General features: G+C 34.8%; 20 protein-coding genes. 3 read left to right on the top strand and 17 right to left on the bottom strand.

Annotation, left to right across the window (positions count from 1 at the left end; all coding sequences use genetic code 11):
• Nucleotides 1-214: 214 nt before the first annotated feature.
• Nucleotides 215-1,420, bottom strand: a complete 1,206-nt coding sequence (locus BUB12_RS05295) for a C40 family peptidase (RefSeq protein WP_072888800.1) — start codon at nt 1,418-1,420, stop codon at nt 215-217.
• Between the two features lie 296 nt (nt 1,421-1,716).
• Between BUB12_RS05295 and BUB12_RS05290 the strand changes: the two genes are divergently transcribed.
• Nucleotides 1,717-2,733 (top strand): aromatic acid exporter family protein, encoded by a 1,017-nt coding sequence (locus BUB12_RS05290; RefSeq protein WP_072888798.1) that lies wholly within the window; start codon nt 1,717-1,719, stop codon nt 2,731-2,733.
• Nucleotides 2,734-2,759: 26 nt separating this feature from the next.
• Here the strand turns inward: BUB12_RS05290 and BUB12_RS05285 are convergent, their stop codons facing one another.
• From BUB12_RS05285 to BUB12_RS05245, 9 genes are all read right to left on the bottom strand, one after another.
• Complete coding sequence (locus BUB12_RS05285; protein ID WP_072888796.1) at nt 2,760-3,392, bottom strand: response regulator; 633 nt, start codon at nt 3,390-3,392, stop codon at nt 2,760-2,762.
• Nucleotides 3,385-4,431, bottom strand: coding sequence for a sensor histidine kinase (locus BUB12_RS05280; RefSeq protein WP_072888795.1), 1,047 nt, complete (start codon nt 4,429-4,431; stop codon nt 3,385-3,387). The genes BUB12_RS05285 and BUB12_RS05280 overlap by 8 nt, the downstream gene beginning before the upstream one ends.
• Nucleotides 4,428-5,159, bottom strand: a complete 732-nt coding sequence (liaF, locus tag BUB12_RS05275; protein WP_072888793.1) for a cell wall-active antibiotics response protein LiaF — start codon at nt 5,157-5,159, stop codon at nt 4,428-4,430. Before liaF ends, BUB12_RS05280 begins: the two co-directional genes overlap by 4 nt.
• A 112-nt stretch (nt 5,160-5,271) precedes the next feature.
• Nucleotides 5,272-5,907, bottom strand: a complete 636-nt coding sequence (locus BUB12_RS05270; RefSeq protein WP_072888791.1) for a PspA/IM30 family protein — start codon at nt 5,905-5,907, stop codon at nt 5,272-5,274.
• 13 nt (nt 5,908-5,920) lie between these two features.
• Nucleotides 5,921-6,268 carry a lmo0954 family membrane protein gene (locus BUB12_RS05265; RefSeq protein WP_072888789.1) on the bottom strand — a complete coding sequence of 116 codons (348 nt, stop codon included), beginning with the start codon at nt 6,266-6,268 and terminating at the stop codon, nt 5,921-5,923.
• Between the two features lie 687 nt (nt 6,269-6,955).
• Nucleotides 6,956-7,324 carry a PilZ domain-containing protein gene (locus BUB12_RS05260; protein ID WP_072888787.1) on the bottom strand — a complete coding sequence of 123 codons (369 nt, stop codon included), beginning with the start codon at nt 7,322-7,324 and terminating at the stop codon, nt 6,956-6,958.
• Nucleotides 7,325-7,587: 263 nt separating this feature from the next.
• On the bottom strand, nt 7,588-8,604 hold the full coding sequence (gene ltaE, locus BUB12_RS05255; protein ID WP_072888785.1) for a low-specificity L-threonine aldolase: 1,017 nt from the start codon (nt 8,602-8,604) through the stop codon (nt 7,588-7,590).
• A gap of 18 nt (nt 8,605-8,622) precedes the next feature.
• On the bottom strand, nt 8,623-9,624 hold the full coding sequence (locus BUB12_RS05250; protein ID WP_327196132.1) for an LLM class flavin-dependent oxidoreductase: 1,002 nt from the start codon (nt 9,622-9,624) through the stop codon (nt 8,623-8,625).
• Between the two features lie 11 nt (nt 9,625-9,635).
• A complete protein-coding gene (locus BUB12_RS05245; RefSeq protein WP_072888781.1) occupies nt 9,636-10,214 on the bottom strand; it encodes a DUF1836 domain-containing protein in 579 nt (192 codons plus the stop codon).
• A gap of 147 nt (nt 10,215-10,361) precedes the next feature.
• On the opposite strand from BUB12_RS05245, the gene trhA reads away from it, so the two are divergent.
• The gene (trhA, locus tag BUB12_RS05240; RefSeq protein ID WP_072888779.1) at nt 10,362-11,009 is read left to right on the top strand and encodes a PAQR family membrane homeostasis protein TrhA; all 648 of its coding nucleotides are present in this window, start codon (nt 10,362-10,364) and stop codon (nt 11,007-11,009) included.
• Nucleotides 11,010-11,245: 236 nt separating this feature from the next.
• Here trhA and BUB12_RS05235 read toward each other — a convergent pair whose 3' ends face one another.
• The gene (locus tag BUB12_RS05235) at nt 11,246-12,301 is read right to left on the bottom strand and encodes a M42 family metallopeptidase (RefSeq protein ID WP_072888776.1); all 1,056 of its coding nucleotides are present in this window, start codon (nt 12,299-12,301) and stop codon (nt 11,246-11,248) included.
• A 175-nt stretch (nt 12,302-12,476) separates the two neighbouring features.
• On the opposite strand from BUB12_RS05235, the gene cdr reads away from it, so the two are divergent.
• On the top strand, nt 12,477-14,123 hold the full coding sequence (gene cdr, locus BUB12_RS05230; RefSeq protein WP_072888774.1) for a CoA-disulfide reductase: 1,647 nt from the start codon (nt 12,477-12,479) through the stop codon (nt 14,121-14,123).
• 520 nt (nt 14,124-14,643) lie between these two features.
• Here cdr and BUB12_RS05225 read toward each other — a convergent pair.
• The 6 genes from BUB12_RS05225 to BUB12_RS05200 all read right to left on the bottom strand — a co-directional run bounded on the left by BUB12_RS05225 (nt 14,644) and on the right by BUB12_RS05200 (nt 17,525).
• The gene (locus tag BUB12_RS05225) at nt 14,644-14,949 is read right to left on the bottom strand and encodes a rhodanese-like domain-containing protein (RefSeq protein ID WP_072888772.1); all 306 of its coding nucleotides are present in this window, start codon (nt 14,947-14,949) and stop codon (nt 14,644-14,646) included.
• A 74-nt stretch (nt 14,950-15,023) separates the two neighbouring features.
• On the bottom strand, nt 15,024-15,389 hold the full coding sequence (locus BUB12_RS05220; protein ID WP_072888770.1) for a hypothetical protein: 366 nt from the start codon (nt 15,387-15,389) through the stop codon (nt 15,024-15,026).
• Nucleotides 15,390-15,412: 23 nt separating this feature from the next.
• On the bottom strand, nt 15,413-15,772 hold the full coding sequence (locus tag BUB12_RS05215; RefSeq protein ID WP_072888768.1) for a rhodanese-like domain-containing protein: 360 nt from the start codon (nt 15,770-15,772) through the stop codon (nt 15,413-15,415).
• 16 nt (nt 15,773-15,788) lie between these two features.
• A complete protein-coding gene (locus tag BUB12_RS05210) occupies nt 15,789-16,088 on the bottom strand; it encodes a rhodanese-like domain-containing protein (RefSeq protein WP_072888766.1) in 300 nt (99 codons plus the stop codon).
• 89 nt (nt 16,089-16,177) lie between these two features.
• The gene (locus BUB12_RS05205) at nt 16,178-16,435 is read right to left on the bottom strand and encodes a metal-sensitive transcriptional regulator (RefSeq protein WP_072888764.1); all 258 of its coding nucleotides are present in this window, start codon (nt 16,433-16,435) and stop codon (nt 16,178-16,180) included.
• Nucleotides 16,436-16,586: 151 nt separating this feature from the next.
• Nucleotides 16,587-17,525, bottom strand: coding sequence for an AAA family ATPase (locus BUB12_RS05200; RefSeq protein ID WP_072888762.1), 939 nt, complete (start codon nt 17,523-17,525; stop codon nt 16,587-16,589).
• Nucleotides 17,526-17,558: the final 33 nt, after the last annotated feature.

The following is a 17,558-nucleotide window of genomic DNA, read 5'->3' as shown; positions in this document are numbered from 1 at the left end:
GTAATTATATTGTTTTCGTAGTTACATGTCTTTATTCAAATAACCCATTTCAAAACAATCGGGTTTTAAAAAATTTAGGATCAAAAGGTTCTATCGAATGGAATTAAAGGTAATTCATAAATGGGATTTTCTTTCTTTTAAAGTGGGGATCATTCTGTCCTTTGTATGGTGAAAAACAAAAAACCTTAGCAATCGCTAAGGTTTTTAATTTCTATTATTTAATTACTCTTCTTACATGACCTGCGAATTTATTCTTCCAATAACCAGTTGTCATGTCTGCAATTGCTAAGCCTGTAGAGTTTTGAGCTCCGATAAATTTACCATTACCAATATAGATTCCAACGTGTCCATTTGTTTTATACGTGTTAAAGAATACTAAATCACCAGGTTGAATATTACTATAAGAAATTTTCACACCTGTATATTGTAATCCTGCTGTACTAGATGGAATCGAGTATCCACCTTGAGCATATGCCCATGATACAAATCCAGAGCAATCAAAACCACCTGGTCCCTTTCCAGCCCATACATAAGGGGTGCCTATGTGTGGGTACCCAGCATTAAGAATGGTACTTAAACTTCCTGAAGCTGGTTGTGCTTTGCTTTGATTTCGACTAACGGTTGTTAAATTCTTACTAGAAGAATCATTTGAACTATTAGACTTACTGGTTACAGTACTTGCAACTCTAGTTTGTCTTTTAGAAGCGATTTGTCTATTAACTTGTGCTTCTAATGAAGCTAGTTCACTATCTTTTAATTGTAGATTTTTTATTTTACTTTGTAGTTCATCTTCTTTATTTTTTAACGTTAATTTTTTACTTTCATTTTCTTCTTTTTGAACTGTGATAACCTCTTGCATACCTTCTAGCTCTACTGCCATATCTTGAAGTTCTGCAAATTTATTTTCTACTTCTTCTTTATCTCTTTCTTGTTGATCCATTAGCTCTGTATCAGATGCAGTAATTTTATTTACTGCAGTAATACGACTAATGAAATCACCAAAGCTTTTTGAACCGAAAATTACATCTAAGAAACCAATATTTCCACCGTTTCTTTGATAAGATACCATTCGATCTTTAAGTATTTTCTTTCGTTCATCAATTAACTCTTCTAATTCTTCAATTTCTTCCTCCGTTGCTGCCATTTCTTCATTTGTATGATCAATCATTTCTTCGTTAGCAACTAGAGCATCATTGATTTGAGAGATTTCTTCATTCAATTCCTCAAGCTCAACCATAATTTCTTTAATTTCTTCTTTAGCATTTGCTAAGTTTGCTTTTATATCTGAACGTTCATCTTGAACTTGTGACTGTCTATTTTGTAAATCTTGTACTGTATCCGCATGTGCTTCACTTGTTAAGAAAGTACTGCTTATACCAATTAAGGTAATAGTGGCTACTGTTACAATCGCCTTTTTCACTTTCCTACCCCGCTTCCCATTACAATTAAATCTCTAATTCTCTTAAATAATTGTAATATGTATTTACCTATTTAATAGATTCGTTACTTTAGTAGTATAGCATGTTTTATTTTCACTCATATTATGGTTATGTTACAAATATATTTCAATATATGACAAATGTCGTCTAATAGAGGATTAAAGGGCAAAGAAACGCCAAAAGAAATTATTAGAATATGCTATAATAATGGTTGTTTTGACGTATGGTATCATTAAGGATAGAAATATATATTTCAAATAAAAAATGGTGATTTATTATGAAGAGACCACATTTAATTGGCAATCGAGTAATTAAAACTGCTGTTGCTATATTTTTAACTGCTTGGTTATGTGAATTATTGAATTGGCCACCAGTATTTGCAGTAATTACAGCGATTGTAACATTAGAACCTACTGTTGCAGAATCTATCAAAAAAGGGATTATCCGCTTCCCTGCTTCGGCGATAGGCTCTGCTTATGCCGTACTGTTTATTTCTTTATTTGGAAACTCTCCAATTACATACACCTTAGCAGCTGCATTTACGATTGCAACCTGTTTTAGATTCAAATTACATGCAGGACTTTTAGTAGCAACCCTAACGGCAGTGGCAATGGTTGAAGTGATTCATAGCAATTATTTAATCTCTTTTTTCATTCGTTTAGGTACAACTACAATTGGATTAGTCGTTTCAACAGCAGTAAATATGTTTATCCTTCCACCTGACTATACAAAAAATATTACAGATAAAATCCATGAATTAAACTCAAAAAGCGGCACGTTAATTGAACAAGTTTTCAACAATATCCTTACAAATAATAAAGTAAATCAAAATTTAATAACAGAAATAGATAAACATTTTTCTTCAACTGAAACTCTCATAAGGTATCAAGAAGAAGAGTCTATCTATCACCCATTAGCCAGTGATGAAAAAGATCAATTTCAACAGGCCAAAGAACAAATTTCGACATTACGGATGATTCACTATCACCTAGAAAATGTCATTAACACGCCCGTAGACTCAATCTCATGGTCAAAGGAAGAACGATTGATAATCTTAAATGCGACGAAAGAACTAGCAAGAGTTATGAAAGAGGAAAATTATTTACCAGAAACATGCCATGCCAGAATGAAAGAATTAACGGAGATATTTTGGGAAGATAACGAAGAGATTACGAAAAACAATGAACAACATCCCACTCATTTTCCACCTGAATTAATTATCTTATATGAACTTATATCCATATACGAATTGATAACAGCTTTTTATGAAAGAGAAAAATCTGTGTCGATGTGATTCATCATCACGCTACACAGATTTTTTTATTGAATTAAATTATGTTTAAAAGCATAAATAACAGCTTGCGTTCGATCTTGTACTTCCAATTTTCCTAGTATATTGCTTACATGGACTTTCACCGTTTTTAGTGCAATAAATAACTCATCAGCAATTTCTTGGTTTGATTTTCCTTGAGCGATTAATAGGAGAATTTCCATTTCTCTTTCTGTTAATTGATCATGTAAATTTTCTTCCGGTTTGTGACGCATCCTAGTCATTATTTTTCCTGTTACTTCAGGTTCAAGAACAGACTTCCCGCTGTAGGTTTCTCGAATTGCTTTTGCAATTTCACTTGCTTTAGATGTCTTTAGCATGTAACTAGTAGCTCCTGCTTCCAATGCTGGGTATACTTTTTCATCGTCTAAGAAGCTTGTTACAATGATAATTTTTGCTTCTGGCCATTCATCAATAATTTTACTCGTTGCTTCAATACCATCCATTTCTTTCATAACTAAGTCCATTAAAATTATGTCTGGTTTTAATGCTAAAGCCTTCTCAACTGCTTCATGCCCATCATCTGCTTCTGCAATGACTTCCATGTCTGATTGTGCTGATAAGTAGGAAGATACCCCAATTCGTACCATTTCATGATCATCTGCAAACAATATTTTAATCATCATTTTGCCCTTCTTTCCTTAGACTTGGAACCTTCACTTCAAGTTTTGTTCCTTGCTGAGGTAAACTAATTATTTTTAGTGAACCGCCTACTTCATGAGCGCGTTCTTCCATATTGGATAACCCATAGGAACTAGTAGTTCGTATTTTTTCCTTATCAAAACCTATTCCATCATCCACTACTCGGAAAATGATTGTGTTATCTCTTTCAATTAACATGACCTCTAATTTAGTTGCTTCTGCATGCCTTAATGTATTGGATACCGATTCTTGAAGGATTCTAAATAACTGATCTTCAATCCCTTTATCCATATGAAATGATTCAATTTTCCATTGTACTTTCATAGGAACCTTCTGTGTTAATTCCATTAAAAGTTCTTCCATTCCCTCTTGTATCGATTTTCCTTTTAAGGCAACAGGACGTAAATGCAGCAATAGTGCTCTCATTTCTAATTGCGATTGGTGTATCATCTTTTCCATTAATTCTAGTTGACGTCGTAATCCTTCATCTTCTGGAGGATTGGTTTCATTAATTGCTGACATCATCATCGAAGCAGCAAATAACTGCTGGCTAACGGAATCATGTAATTCTCTTGCTAGTCGATTTCGCTCTTGTATTACTATATCCTGTAAGCTTTTCTCACGTTCATTTGCTCGTTGTGTAGCCAACCTCTGAGCATGTTCTGTATACTGGCGAATTTTTTCTTGTATTTTTTCCACGCTGTGAATAATTGGTTTTAGTTCTTTATAGGAATCTGTATCAAAAGAAATCGCTTGGTCTTTAACGATATCATTCAGCTGCTTATCAATGTGTTTGATTCGTTGTCTCCAAAATAGAGCATTTGTTATTCCTGATATGGTTCCAATAACAATCGGTGATAAGAATAGAACAACGAGGTAAGGAACCTCTCCAATATCGCTCTCAATAATTTGCTTCCAATCTTCTAAAGGAAAAGCAAGAAAAGTAATCCCTACAACGGTTATTGTTATAATTACCCCTACGAGAATTGCAGTGAGCGTTTGCCGAATAATCGTATTCATATCCGCTTCACCTCAATATCTCCAGAAAATACAGAGGTAATTATTTTAACTCTCTGTACGGCATGATCATAACCTTCTGTCTGATAGAAGAGGGATTGATTCATTAATTTCCAATGATGCTTTCCTAATATATGTGCACGCCCAAATACAGAACTATGATGTATGCTAACATCTAGCTCATACGGAACATAGATTGTTATATTACCAATTCCTTGGCGAATAGAGATGACAGACGTATCGTTCGGAAGTACTGTATTACTAAGATCTATTGTCCTGTCCCCATACAGTGCATGAATATTTATATCGCGCCATTGGTAGGCTGTTTCTTCTGTTTGTTGTTCACCAAATAGTGTATGATCAAAAAGTGGTTCAACTTTAATAATTGAATCAACGATTACCTCTTGATGATTAGGAAGATTAGGTATTATCGTTTCATCTTCCTGTTTCGATTTTAAATAATTTAATACAAATAGAACAATGGCAACAACGATTAAAAATCGTACAGCGAGCATATTAAAGATAGAGAGTAATCCTGAAACAACCCCTATCCAAAATAATATCTTTCCCCATAATGTGAAAAAGTTCTTCCAACCTACATATATAAGAATTCCAGAGATTAGGGCTGAATAAATCATTCCACCATGAAAAAAGGCAACTTCTATAATAAAGAGGATCACACCAATAATGAGTATCCAGTTAAAATGGTCCGTAGATAAGCGATGAAACATCTATTGTGATCCTCCTTTCCTATTAAGTAGAATAGGTGCAAGTTCTTGGTAATATACCAATCACTAAACACCTATTACATTATATCATTTTCTATTAGAATTTGAGGAATAATTAATTAGCTTGTTCTGTTTTATTAAGATTTTTCTCAAGGTTTGCTATTTTTGAGTCAAAGGTACTTCGGTAATAAGCACTATTAACTTTATGCTCTAACCCTTCAATATACTGCTCTAATTCCTTAAATTTTGAATAAGGTTTGTCAAATGCTTCCTCTACTACTTTATTGATTTGATGATTGGCATTTGCAATATTCTCTCTGCCCATTAGCTCCATGCGACGCAAGTGCATATCCTTTAGCTTATGTTTCATTTCTTCGTATTTTTGTTCTAACAACTCTAATTGTTGTGTTGCCTCTTCACGAGATTCTTTCATACGGTTTGCTCTACCTTGATATTCCTCATGCTCTTTCATTGCAAAAGCATGCATTTGTTCTTCACCAGCTCTTTGTGCAATATCCGCTTGCTTCAAACGTTTATCAGCCATGTCTTGAGCTTTCAAGTATTCTCTAGTAAATTCATCTTTCAACTTATATTGACGATCGAGAAGTTTACGAACTTTCTCCTTTTCTTGTTCACTCTGGCGTAAATATTGATTTAGTGAAGCAATTGGATTTTTCTGTTCCTTTTCATCCATCAAATTGTGTAAATCTGCTGATATAGAATCTTTAATACGTGTAAAAATATTTGTCATATCAATCTCTCCTTTAATTATTAAATTCAGCCCATTGTTTTTCAAAGTTATCAAATGGGTCCCCATTTGGTTTCGGCCCAACAGGCTCATCATCTTCTTTCCAGCCCTTATAAATTACGTAAAGAATATACGCAGCTGCGATTCCGATTACGGCAAATACATTGGAAAAGGCAATACTTACTACGATTAACCCTAAAAACACCCAACCAATTTTTCCTGCTACTGAATCACTTTTGATGAATTTCTTAAAAATCACATACAGTAGCCATACACTTACACCTAGTAGTACCATTGGTCCAAGATTGGCTAGTAACACCAATAGTGCGATTAAGCCAACTATAAATAATAGAAACTTTTTCATTTCTTTTTCCTCCTTTCGATATCGTAGTTCTATCATATCTAGATATCGTTTTTACCGTAACGAGCCTTAGCTATATTTTGTAATAGGACCTGAGGCTTAGTAGAATCTAAGTACATTATTTATTAAAATGACTGCAACTTAACTAAGGCAAACAATTATAAGCTAGATTTTTAGAAGGTTAATGATTTAAATTACGACACGTGGTACTTGTTTTCAGAGTATACGTGGTATTTAGCAAACTAATTTATCCAACAAATTAAATGGTTTTCTAAAGTTTAAATTGTTGATTGGAGTGGAGGGCAGTCGACTCCTTGAAAATGCATTTCCATATGCATTTTCTGCGTGCGATGTATTGCTGCCGTAGCTTTCCTAGTCCTACGGGAAAAGCACGTGTCCGAAGACCCCATTCAATGCACCTGCGTCTTCTAGTAATACATAGAAGTATGATTCCTCGGTGCAAGGCTGCGCTGATGCCTTTCAAGCTGTAGCCTGGCTGAGGCCGTGCCCGTGGAAAGCGACTGCCCGTAGCGTAAATCAACTGAGCAGTTATTTCATGCTCACTAATTGCTGTCAGTGAAAGTGCAGAGTATTTCTATAGCGTAGCTTAATTCGCATTAAAAAATCCGAACCATTCATCATTATAGAAAGGTTCGGATCTCACATTAACTATGTATTTTTTGGGAAAGTCTATTGATTGGCTAATTTTTTCCCTATTACTTTTAAATCATCTAGTAAATTTTCCTGTGTGCTCTCATTCAAATTAAAATGAACTCCATAGTGGTACTTATCAAACACTTTATCTATCCAAACGAGTTCACCATTGATTTTATATTCACGGTTTACAATCTTAAATGCAGTTGTTACTTGAACTTGATTACGGTCAACTGGAATCTCCAAACTTGTAGCTATTTTCATTCCATTTAAACTTAAATCAAGCATCTCTGCCTCACCATCGGACGATTCCACCTCTTTACCATTAATCGCACGAATAGAAAAGATAACTGGAACAGGCTCGCCAAACTCAAAACGGAATGCTTCATTTCTTTTATATTTCACTACAACCACTCCTCTCAGGGTAAATAAGAAAAGCGCAGAGCGCCCGCTTTGCGACGTAAGGACTGGACTGAGGCGTAGGAGATAAAGGAAACACGACGACTAAAGGAGTCGATGTTGACTTATCGTACGGAGGCGAAGGAAGTCTCTCTAGTCGCAGGCGCTCGGAGCTAGACATCTCTGAATTTTCTTTCTTATCTTATGACAAATCCTTATCTATAAGTAGTTGTTTGCATTTAAGGATTATAGGATTTAACAATAAAATTTTACACAAGCTTCTTTATTAAATCAATTGAATTCTGAATATCCTCTTCAGATACATCATAATGTGTTGTGAACCTTACCGTATCTGGCCCAAAAGCACTTGATAGAATTCCAGACTCCTTTAATTTTTCAACAAACTGCTTTGCTGTATAACCACGGGATTGGGTATTCACTAAAACAATATTCGTATCAACATTGTTTTCTACACTAAATCCAATTTCTATTAATCCTTGTGCTAGTAATCTAGCTTTTTCATGATCTTCTGTTAAACGATCGACCATCTTATTTAAAGCTACTATACCAGGTGCAGCAATCATACCAGCTTGACGAAGTCCACCACCTAATCGTTTTCGCCATTTTCTAGCTTTTACTATAAACGCTTCATCACCTGCGATTATCGATCCAACTGGAGCCCCTAACCCTTTTGATAAACAAAACTGGACAGTATCCGTATAAGCAGCATATTCTTTAATACTGATCCCTGTTGCTACTGAAGCATTAAATAGCCTAGCACCGTCAAGATGTACAGGAATATGTGCTTCTTTTGAAATGGAATAAATATCACGCATATTTTCTAAAGGTACGATCGCTCCTCCTGCTCGATTATGTGTATTTTCCAGACAAATCAGTCCCGTTTCTGGTTGATGGATGTCATCTTCTCGAATAGCTAGTTTTACTTCTTCAGGATCCATTACTCCGTCTTTCCCTTTAATCGTCCGTGGTTGTACACCAGCAAACGCAGAAATGGTAGCCCCTTCATAAAAGTAAATATGAGAGTCTGCTTCAAGAATAACTTCCTGACCAGAAACACAATGAGTTAGAACAGCAATTTGATTTCCCTGTGTCCCACTTGGAACAAACATGGCCTTTTCCTTGCCTACGATTTCAGCTGCTAATGCTTCTAATTTTAATATCGTTGGGTCTTCATTGTAGACATCATCACCAACGACTGCCTCAAATGCTGCTTGTCTCATTTCAGGTGTTGGTTTTGTTACGGTATCACTTCTTAAATCAATCATACTATTCCTCTCCCCTGATTAAAGTAATTCACTTGCAATTAACTCGTATGATTTTCTTCTCGTTTCATAATTATAGGTGTTTGTTAAAATCATGAATTCATCCGTATCATATTCTTTTTGTAATTGCTTTAATTTTGCCTTGACTACACCCGGACTACCTATTATTTGTTTCTTTTTCATTGCCTCTATTTCTTCTTTTTCTTCATCCGTTAGCTGGATTTCTGTTAATTCACTTGGTGAGAGCAATTGAATTTTCTCTCCCTTACCACGCTTCACACTAGCTACAAAATGACTCATCGCTAAATCATTGGCTTCTTCATCGGTTTCTGCACAAAAGGCAGATACAGCAACAATTACATCATTTGTTGTGTCCTGTCTATTTTCTTTCAGTTTCTTTCTATAGGTAGAAACAATTTCTGGTCCATTTACATCACTCATAAAATGCCCAAATGTATATCGCATTCCTTTTTCTCCTGCTAAAATTGCACTTTTCTCACTCGTACCTAACAACCAAGTTTCTGGTGGAGTTTCTGGAACCGGTGTTGGTTTTACCTTAGAAAACATATGATCATCAGGAAAAGTTAAATAAAGAAAGTTCAATAATTCATCGATATCGGCTGGCATCTTTCGTACATTTTCTAAAAAGTTCTCGGATAACGCAAGAGATGCCTCTGCTGAACCACCAGGTGATCTACCTAGCCCTAAATCAATACGATTCGGATATAGTGTCGCTAAAAGATTAAATGTTTCTGCTACTTTATATGGTTTATAATGTGGTAATAAAATTGCCCCTGCACCAATTCGGATCGATTCCGTTTGTGAACCGATTATTCCTAACATTACTTCAGGAGCAGGACATGCAAGTCCTTTTAAATCATGGTGCTCTGCTATCCAATAGCGGTGATACCCTAGTTTTTCTCCAAGCCTCGCAAGATGAACAGACTCTTGTAAGGCATCTTGTTCCGTCTTTCCAAGTACCGTTGGGGATTGATCTAATATACTTAACTTCAAACTAGACACCTGCTTTCAATTTATTCTTCGGAATGATTTGTGTTTGCTATCTCATCGACCAATCTTTCTGCTGCACGACGGTAAAGATTACTCATTTGTACAAACGAGGAAACCAATAACAACTGTTCGATGTATTCCGTTTGAACGCCATTTAATTGATTTGCCTCTATTTTTACTTCAGTAGAGCACACTTTGCTATCTTCTGTAAAACGATCAATATTATTATTTGAAAGTCTTAAAAAATGTTGGTATAAATCTTCTAATTCTATTTCTTTATTCTCAATTTTACCATTCAATTGTTCCAGAGTTGTTTTGATATCCTTGATCGATAATGCACCTTTTAACTGATATATCATGCTTATTAGTAAAATATGTTCCTTTGAATATTTCTTGTTTTTAATCGGGAAAAATAACTTTCCTTTAGCATAATTGTTAATCATTGTTTTTGTTAGGACCTTTTCATCATCATTTCGTTTAGAACTAGCAAATGTTCTCTCAAATAATTGAATTACTTGATCCATATAAAGTTCTAAATCAGGTATATCCTCTACTTTTAATTGATTCTCTAATTGCAACTCATCTAAAATATCATCAATCATTCAATTCGCCTCAATCATTTTTGTCTTTATATAATAATTATAGGCAAATACAATAAGCAAGTAAACCTTGACCACATGACACAACACTATTATAATTGTATGTAGTTATTAAAACTACATTATATTGTAAAGGTGTTGATTTTCTTCATGGGAGCATATATTAGAGAACCTATAAATGGTTTTACACATTTAGCAGGGGCAATACTCGCGTTTTTCGGCTTGTTAGCTCTAGTAATTAAAGCATCAATCGAAACAAGTTCCTTCATCGTTATTTTTGCAGTAATCATATTCGGAGTAAGCATGATTTTATTATATTCTGCATCAGCTACCTATCATATGGTTGTTGCTAGAGACCATGTCATTGCTTTTTTGAGAAAAATTGACCATTCGATGATTTTTGTGTTAATTGCTGGAACATATACACCGATTTGTTTAATTAGCTTAAATGGTGTTACTGGCTGGGTATTATTTAGTGTAATAAATGGATTAGCATTATTAGGTGTGTTATATAAATTAATCTGGTTCCAAGCTCCTAGATGGTTATCAACAGCTCTTTATCTAGCGATGGGTTGGATTATTATTTTCTTTAGCCCCAAACTACTTGGAATTATTGGGGGAAATGGCATGCTATTTTTACTTCTTGGTGGAGTAGCATATACCATTGGAGGCTTCATTTACTGGCTAAAACCTAAATTTCTACAGTTTAAACATATGGGCTTCCATGAAATATTCCATATTTTTATTCTGATAGGAAGTCTATTTCACTTTTTATGTATCTATTATTTTGTAATCTAAGGGTGTGAAGGACATCTAATGCGTTAAAATGCATAAAATAGGATTTCTATAACTCTTATGGACATCTATTCCTTTATTCATCAAAAAACATACTATTTATGTAGCAATTTGGGTAAATAGCGTACCTGATGTCCAAAACATTAATAGTTTTCAATAAAATACTGAAATTAGGTACTATTTGTCCGTACAAAAAAGCATGTATGAATTCCACTTGGATTTCATACATGCTTTTTAAATTAATAGCTAACTAGCTCTGACAATACATAATGATAAACTAACTTTTCGGTGCATTCTAATGATGATTCATGCGTTCTTTCAAAAGCGTGAGAAGAGTCGATTCCAGGTCCAATTAATCCGTGGATAATGTCATGTCCAGAGCGGATAGCAGCTGACGCATCAGAACCGTAATAAGGATAAATATCTAGCTTATAGCCGATATCATTTTTCTCTGCCAATTCTACTAGATGTTTACGTAACCCATAATGATATGGTCCACTAGCATCTTTCACACAAATAGAAACCGTATATTCATCCGTAGATTGACCATCACCCATCGCTCCCATATCAACCGCCAAATATTCTACAGTCTCAGGAGTTACATTGGAATTCCCACCATAACCAATTTCTTCATTATTTGAAATTAAGAAATGCGTAGTGTAAGGTAGTTCAAGTTTTTCTTCTTTAATTCGCTTGATTAATTGAAGCAATATAGCCACACTTGCTTTATCATCTAAATGACGTGATTTCAAGTATCCGTTATCTACTTCTTGTACTCGTGGATCAAAGGATACAAAATCGCCAACCTCGATACCTAGAGCACGAACTTCATCCGCATTTTCTACTTTTGCATCGATACGTACTTCCATGTTTTCCTGATTTCTCTCCGCTTTTCCGGCATCTTTATAAACATGGACAGAAGTTTGGTGCATTAGAATCGTTCCTGTAAGTACTTTTCCACTTGAAGTACGGATTTCACAATACTCCCCCTCAATTGAGTTGTAACGAAATCCACCTATTAGGTCAAGACGTAGACGACCATTGCTTTTGACTTCCTTCACCATAGCCCCCAGCGTATCTACATGTGCCGTCAACATACGGTGTTCATCATTATTCTTACCTGGAAGAGTAGCGATTAGCCCACCTTTACGGTTACGTTTTGTTTCTACATTTAAATCTTTCAAGTAAGTTTCGACATACTCTATTACTTTGGTAGTAAACCCTGAAGGACTTGGAATAGAGACTAGTTGTTTAATTAGTTCTTTTGTTTCTTTTACATTAGGATATGTAGTCATTAATAAACCCCTCTCATCATGTTTCAGTTTCTATTTTACCTCTAATAGAATTAGTTTAACAGAAAAGGGATTCACCCACTAAACAATATTAACTCTTTAATTTTTTTCAAAAGATGTTATAATATACCCTATAAGGTATATACCCCTTATGGTAATTTAAAAGGAGGAAGAGTACATGACAAAGAAAATCGTTATCGTTGGTGGAGTTGCTGGTGGATCTACTGCAGCAGCTAGACTTAGAAGATTAGATGAGAAATCTGAAATAGTATTGTTTGAAAAAGGTGAATATATTTCTTTCGCTAACTGTGGATTACCTTATTATATTGGAGGCACAATTAAGGAAAGAGATGCGCTTCTTGTTCAAACTGTTGAAAGTATGTCAACAAGATACAATTTAGATATTCGTAATTTTAGTGAAGTGGTAGGAATTAATCGTGAAAACCAAACAATTCAAGTGAAAAATGTTCAAACTGGTGAAGTGTATGAGGAAACTTATGATGAACTAATTCTATCACCTGGTGCACGACCAGTAGTACCACCTATTCCTGGTATTAATGATGCAAAAGCATTATTCACACTACGTAACATTCCGGATACAGATCGAATTAAGTCATACATTGATAATGAATCACCGAAACGTGCAGTTGTAGTTGGTGGTGGTTTTATCGGACTTGAGATGGCCGAAAACCTTCATGAACGTGGAATGGAAGTTACAATTGTAGAAATGTCTAATCAAGTATTGGCACCACTAGACATCGAAACGGCATCAATCATCCATAAACACTTAGAAGAAAAAGGGGTTAACCTAATTTTAGGTGATGGTGTGAAAGCTTTCGAAAATAATGGGACTAAGGTTATTACAAATGAAGGAAAAGAAATTGAAACAGATATGATCTTACTTTCCATCGGTGTTAGACCTGAAAATGAATTAGCTCAAAAAGCTAACCTTAATCTTGGCGAACGTGGTGGAATTCAAGTAAACGAATACCTACAAACGAATGATCCACATATTTATGCTATTGGAGATGCGATTGAAATTAAAGACTATGTGAATGGTAACCCAACAATGGTACCATTAGCATGGCCTGCTAATCGTCAAGGACGTGCCGTTGCAGATAATATATATGGTAAAAAAGTATCGTATAAGGGAACTATGGGTACTTCTATTGCAAAAGTATTTGATTACAATGTAGCAACAACAGGAAACAATGAAAAAACACTTAAACGTGTTGGTATAGACTATGAAGTTATTCACGTTCACCCTGCTTCTCATGCAGGATATTATCCTGGCGCTTCACCAATTGCGTTAAAAGTAATTTTTAATAAAGAAACAGGCAAAATTTATGGCGCACAAGCAGTCGGTATGGATGGAATAGACAAGCGTATAGACGTAATAGCTACTGCAATTAAAGGTGGATTAACAGTTCTAGATTTACCAGATTTAGAACTTGCTTATGCTCCTCCATTCTCTTCAGCAAAAGACCCTGTCAATATGGCTGGATATGCTGCTACTAACATTGTTGAAGGAACGACTGAAACGGTTCAATGGCATGAAATTGATGAGATTGTAGCCAATGGAGGTATTCTGGTTGATGTCCGTAATCCAGATGAGGTTGCAAAAGGACATATTAAAGAGGCCAAAAATATCCCATTAGATCAACTACGAAATCGTTTGGAAGAATTACCAAAAGATCAAACGATTCATGTTAATTGTCAAGTAGGTCTAAGAGGTTATGTAGCAACTCGTATTCTACAAGAAAATGGCTTTAAAGCGAAAAACCTTGATGGTGGTTGGAAAACTTATCAAGTAGTGAATCAATAGAAACTTTAGATGCTTGGGTAACTTGTACCCAAGCATTTTTTTATAGAATGTATTTTACTATTAGCATGTGAAAAATGGCATATTTTTGAGGCATATAATCCTTTAGGCTTAACAGAATTTCGAAGAGAGAAGTAGTTGAAGTGTATACCCTAACTAAAGAGGTGCTCTTTCTATGGTGTATCCATCCTTTTATGTAGAATATTAATAGATTTTCTTAACCCCCTTAGTATGAAGTATTTAATATCAACTAAGGAGGTTCCTTTCCCTATTGACTAGATGTCAGTTCGGTTTTTACTTGTTGGATTAATTGTTGTTCTGCTGGTGTAGAAGGTTTGAATTGTCCTTATTTTACAATGTTCTCTGTCTTGACTCATCTTGGTTTCTTAATTGAATAAAGGTTTGTCGTAGATCTAATCCATTCCAAGTAAATGTAAAGGAAACAAAAAAGAGAGTCTTTTTTGTAAAAAAGGCTCTCTTCATTAGTAGTATTTCAATGTCATATGGAGTGAATCAGTCGTATTTATCCCTCTACTTCTACTTCATCTTCCCAAGCTAGCATTCCACCAGTCATATTTGTTACATCAAATCCTTCTGACTTAAGAATTTCACACGCTTTTCCACTTCTTCCACCAGAACGACATACCATGTAGTAGTGTTCGTTCTTATTTAATTTGTCGAATGAATCTGGGATGTCTCCTAAGCGAATATGACGTGCACCTGGAATCTTACCAGCAGCTACTTCATCATCTTCACGTACGTCAATAATATTTACTTCTTCACCTTTTTTAACTTTTTCAGCAAGTTCTTTTGCAGTAATTTCTTTCATAATTACAACCTCCATTAATTTTTCATTTCTATCATTCCAAATTCTCTATACTAAATATACCATACCTAATTAAGTTAAAAATTATAACAAAAAATTCCTTGCTCATCTTCACTTGCAATATAATACCCTATTACTGAGTATCCTCTACTCTTTAAAAATCTAGCAGCAAGATTTTTTTCTACATGATCAGATGCTACTAAAAGGATAGGTTTATTTGGGATTTCTTTATAATAGCGATTAAGATATGAGATAGGAAGGCAATGTGCTACCTCAAAGGTACCATTACAAGATGTATTGTACGCCCTTATATCTAAAATGACTTTATCATCTATAGATATGAAGTCATTGCTTTTTATATTCTTCACTCCAAATACTGGCATATGTCTTTTATACAAAAATGATAGAAGAGCAATGCACAGTACTATATATATAAATTCCATTTGGCATTCCTCTCTTTCATAGATTAGAACCAGGCACTCATTCCGCCCTTAACATTAGTGATTTTCCCAAACCCTTGCTTTTTAAGGAGTTTAGCAGCTTTCATACTTCTCATTCCACTTTGACATATGACAACGACTTCTTTTTGTTTATCTAACTCTTTTGTTCGATTGCTCAATTCATGTAGTGGAATATTTACAAAAGGTTTTTTATGATTCCCTTTATACTCCCCAGGTGTTCTTACATCTACGAATTGGATGTTCTTATCTTTGAAACGTTTTTTAGCTTCTTGTGATGTTATATTTTCAATACCTTTAACTGGCATAAATCGGCTCATGATAAAACCAACTGCGATAATGATAATCGCCCATTGTACAATATCCATAAAAATATCCTCCTATCTAGAATTCTAATTCATCTTCCCATGCAAGCATTCCACCAGCAATATTAGTAACATTATAACCATTTGCTTCGAGCACTTGGCACGCCATCGAGCTTCTTCCACCTGAATGACATACAATATAGTAATGATCCTCTTTATTTAATTCTTTTACTCGTTCTCCAAGCTGACCGAGTGGAATATGTTTGGCAGTTGGAATTATACCCATTGCAACCTCATCATCTTCACGTACATCAATAATATTAATAGATTCTCCATTGTTTAGTTTTAATGCAATCTCATTTGTAGTAATTTCTTTCATCATTGTTCCTCCTTAAGTTTACATATAGGTGTATGGGTATATATACTTCCCAAAAAAAGTTAACATCACGTTAGATGTTAACAGGTTAATTATCTACTTTTAACTAGAAGATTGACAGCCTCATTTATTAAAGCTTCGGCATTTTCATCGCTATCGGCCTGACGAATACAAGCTTCTAAGTTCTTACTAACTACTAATGCTGAAGTGCGATCCAAGGCACTTTTAACTGCTGAAAGTTGAGTGACTACATCCTTACAATCCTTCTCATCCTCCATCATTTTTAAGATACCTTTAATTTGCCCTTCAATACGCTTCATTCGATTCTTTACTTTATCATCATATTGCATAGGCGCTTCTCCTTTACTTTCGTAACAATTAACTACTCATCCATATTATACCCTGACAGGTATATTGTCAATACATTAAAAGACAAATTATTTATAATTAAAGTACCCTAACAGAATCACTATTACATTAGGGTACATCGATATTTGTTCCTTATACTTGTTCGAGGATTTTCTTTCTTTCTACTTGTACTTGACTAAGATCATGTTGCTGTTGGTTAATTTGATTTGTTAACTTATCCATTACTCTCTTAACTGTCGCAAAACCTGACAATGTCTGATCGAGTGAATCTTTAATTCTCCCTTGGACCATCCAATCAGAAATAAAATCATCAAAAAAGAAATCAGCAAATTTTAATAGACTAGAAATATCCACATCAATTTTAATGGATTCATCTACATCCAGAAGTTCTTTCTGAAAATTACGCATCCGATACTGAGCAATATGGATGTTTGAGGAAGCTTTGTCGATGTGGTCATGTTTGATCGCTGTTGAAATCATTCCACCACCGACGATATCCCATGTTCCCCATCCTTTGGCACTCTCTAATGAATCAATAGCACGTTCTAATGCCTCTTGAACATACCTGCCTGCTGTTTCCGCTTCTTTTAATTCTGTTAAATATGCCTTTAAGTCTGCTTCTCTCTCATCTAATTCATAAAGTTGGTTGGAATAAACGGAACTCCCATCTTTAATTAACTCTTCTTTTTTAGTAAGAAGTTGCTCATATTCCTTTTCGCTCTCTTTTACTTCACTCAGTTTCCCACGTAATGAAGAAATCGATTCATCAATTTCTTGCTGCGTTTTGTTAGCTTCTTCTAGTTTTAATTGAACGACAGCTACTTCCTCTTCTTCTTTATCTAGTTTTTCATATTTCGACCCAACAATAGTAGAAATTAAATTCGTAATACTTAGCCCTGTTAAACGATCGACATCTTTTTGTTCTTCTTTTAACCGTCTCTTAAGTTCAGAAATAGTCTGTTTAATACTGCTACGTTCATTTTCATAGTCTACTAGTTGGGCTTCGATTTTTTGCTTTCGACGAATATTTCCTTTTATACGAATGATTTCCTCGTTAAGATTTTCTAGCATGAAACTCCCCCATTTTTTTTACTATGTAATACG

It is taken from the genome of Ornithinibacillus halophilus (genome assembly GCF_900129485.1).
Taxonomy (GTDB): Bacteria; Bacillota; Bacilli; order Bacillales; family Amphibacillaceae; genus Ornithinibacillus; species Ornithinibacillus halophilus.
This window is presented reverse-complemented; position numbering and strand designations above follow the sequence as displayed.

What these genes read in the sequence shown, in the direction of transcription:
- BUB12_RS05245 (WP_072888781.1), bottom strand. Translation starts at nt 10,214, where the DNA reads ATGATTGATGATATTTTAGATGAGTTGCAATTAGAGAATCAATTAAAA.
- BUB12_RS05290 (WP_072888798.1), top strand. Translation starts at nt 1,717, where the DNA reads ATGAAGAGACCACATTTAATTGGCAATCGAGTAATTAAAACTGCTGTT.
- BUB12_RS05225 (WP_072888772.1), bottom strand. Translation starts at nt 14,949, where the DNA reads ATGAAAGAAATTACTGCAAAAGAACTTGCTGAAAAAGTTAAAAAAGGT.
- cdr (WP_072888774.1), top strand. Translation starts at nt 12,477, where the DNA reads ATGACAAAGAAAATCGTTATCGTTGGTGGAGTTGCTGGTGGATCTACT.
- BUB12_RS05215 (WP_072888768.1), bottom strand. Translation starts at nt 15,772, where the DNA reads ATGGATATTGTACAATGGGCGATTATCATTATCGCAGTTGGTTTTATC.
- BUB12_RS05270 (WP_072888791.1), bottom strand. Translation starts at nt 5,907, where the DNA reads ATGACAAATATTTTTACACGTATTAAAGATTCTATATCAGCAGATTTA.
- trhA (WP_072888779.1), top strand. Translation starts at nt 10,362, where the DNA reads ATGGGAGCATATATTAGAGAACCTATAAATGGTTTTACACATTTAGCA.
- BUB12_RS05200 (WP_072888762.1), bottom strand. Translation starts at nt 17,525, where the DNA reads ATGCTAGAAAATCTTAACGAGGAAATCATTCGTATAAAAGGAAATATT.
- BUB12_RS05235 (WP_072888776.1), bottom strand. Translation starts at nt 12,301, where the DNA reads ATGACTACATATCCTAATGTAAAAGAAACAAAAGAACTAATTAAACAA.
- liaF (WP_072888793.1), bottom strand. Translation starts at nt 5,159, where the DNA reads ATGTTTCATCGCTTATCTACGGACCATTTTAACTGGATACTCATTATT.
- ltaE (WP_072888785.1), bottom strand. Translation starts at nt 8,604, where the DNA reads ATGATTGATTTAAGAAGTGATACCGTAACAAAACCAACACCTGAAATG.
- BUB12_RS05285 (WP_072888796.1), bottom strand. Translation starts at nt 3,392, where the DNA reads ATGATTAAAATATTGTTTGCAGATGATCATGAAATGGTACGAATTGGG.
- BUB12_RS05220 (WP_072888770.1), bottom strand. Translation starts at nt 15,389, where the DNA reads ATGGAATTTATATATATAGTACTGTGCATTGCTCTTCTATCATTTTTG.
- BUB12_RS05280 (WP_072888795.1), bottom strand. Translation starts at nt 4,431, where the DNA reads ATGAATACGATTATTCGGCAAACGCTCACTGCAATTCTCGTAGGGGTA.
- BUB12_RS05265 (WP_072888789.1), bottom strand. Translation starts at nt 6,268, where the DNA reads ATGAAAAAGTTTCTATTATTTATAGTTGGCTTAATCGCACTATTGGTG.
- BUB12_RS05210 (WP_072888766.1), bottom strand. Translation starts at nt 16,088, where the DNA reads ATGAAAGAAATTACTACAAATGAGATTGCATTAAAACTAAACAATGGA.
- BUB12_RS05205 (WP_072888764.1), bottom strand. Translation starts at nt 16,435, where the DNA reads ATGCAATATGATGATAAAGTAAAGAATCGAATGAAGCGTATTGAAGGG.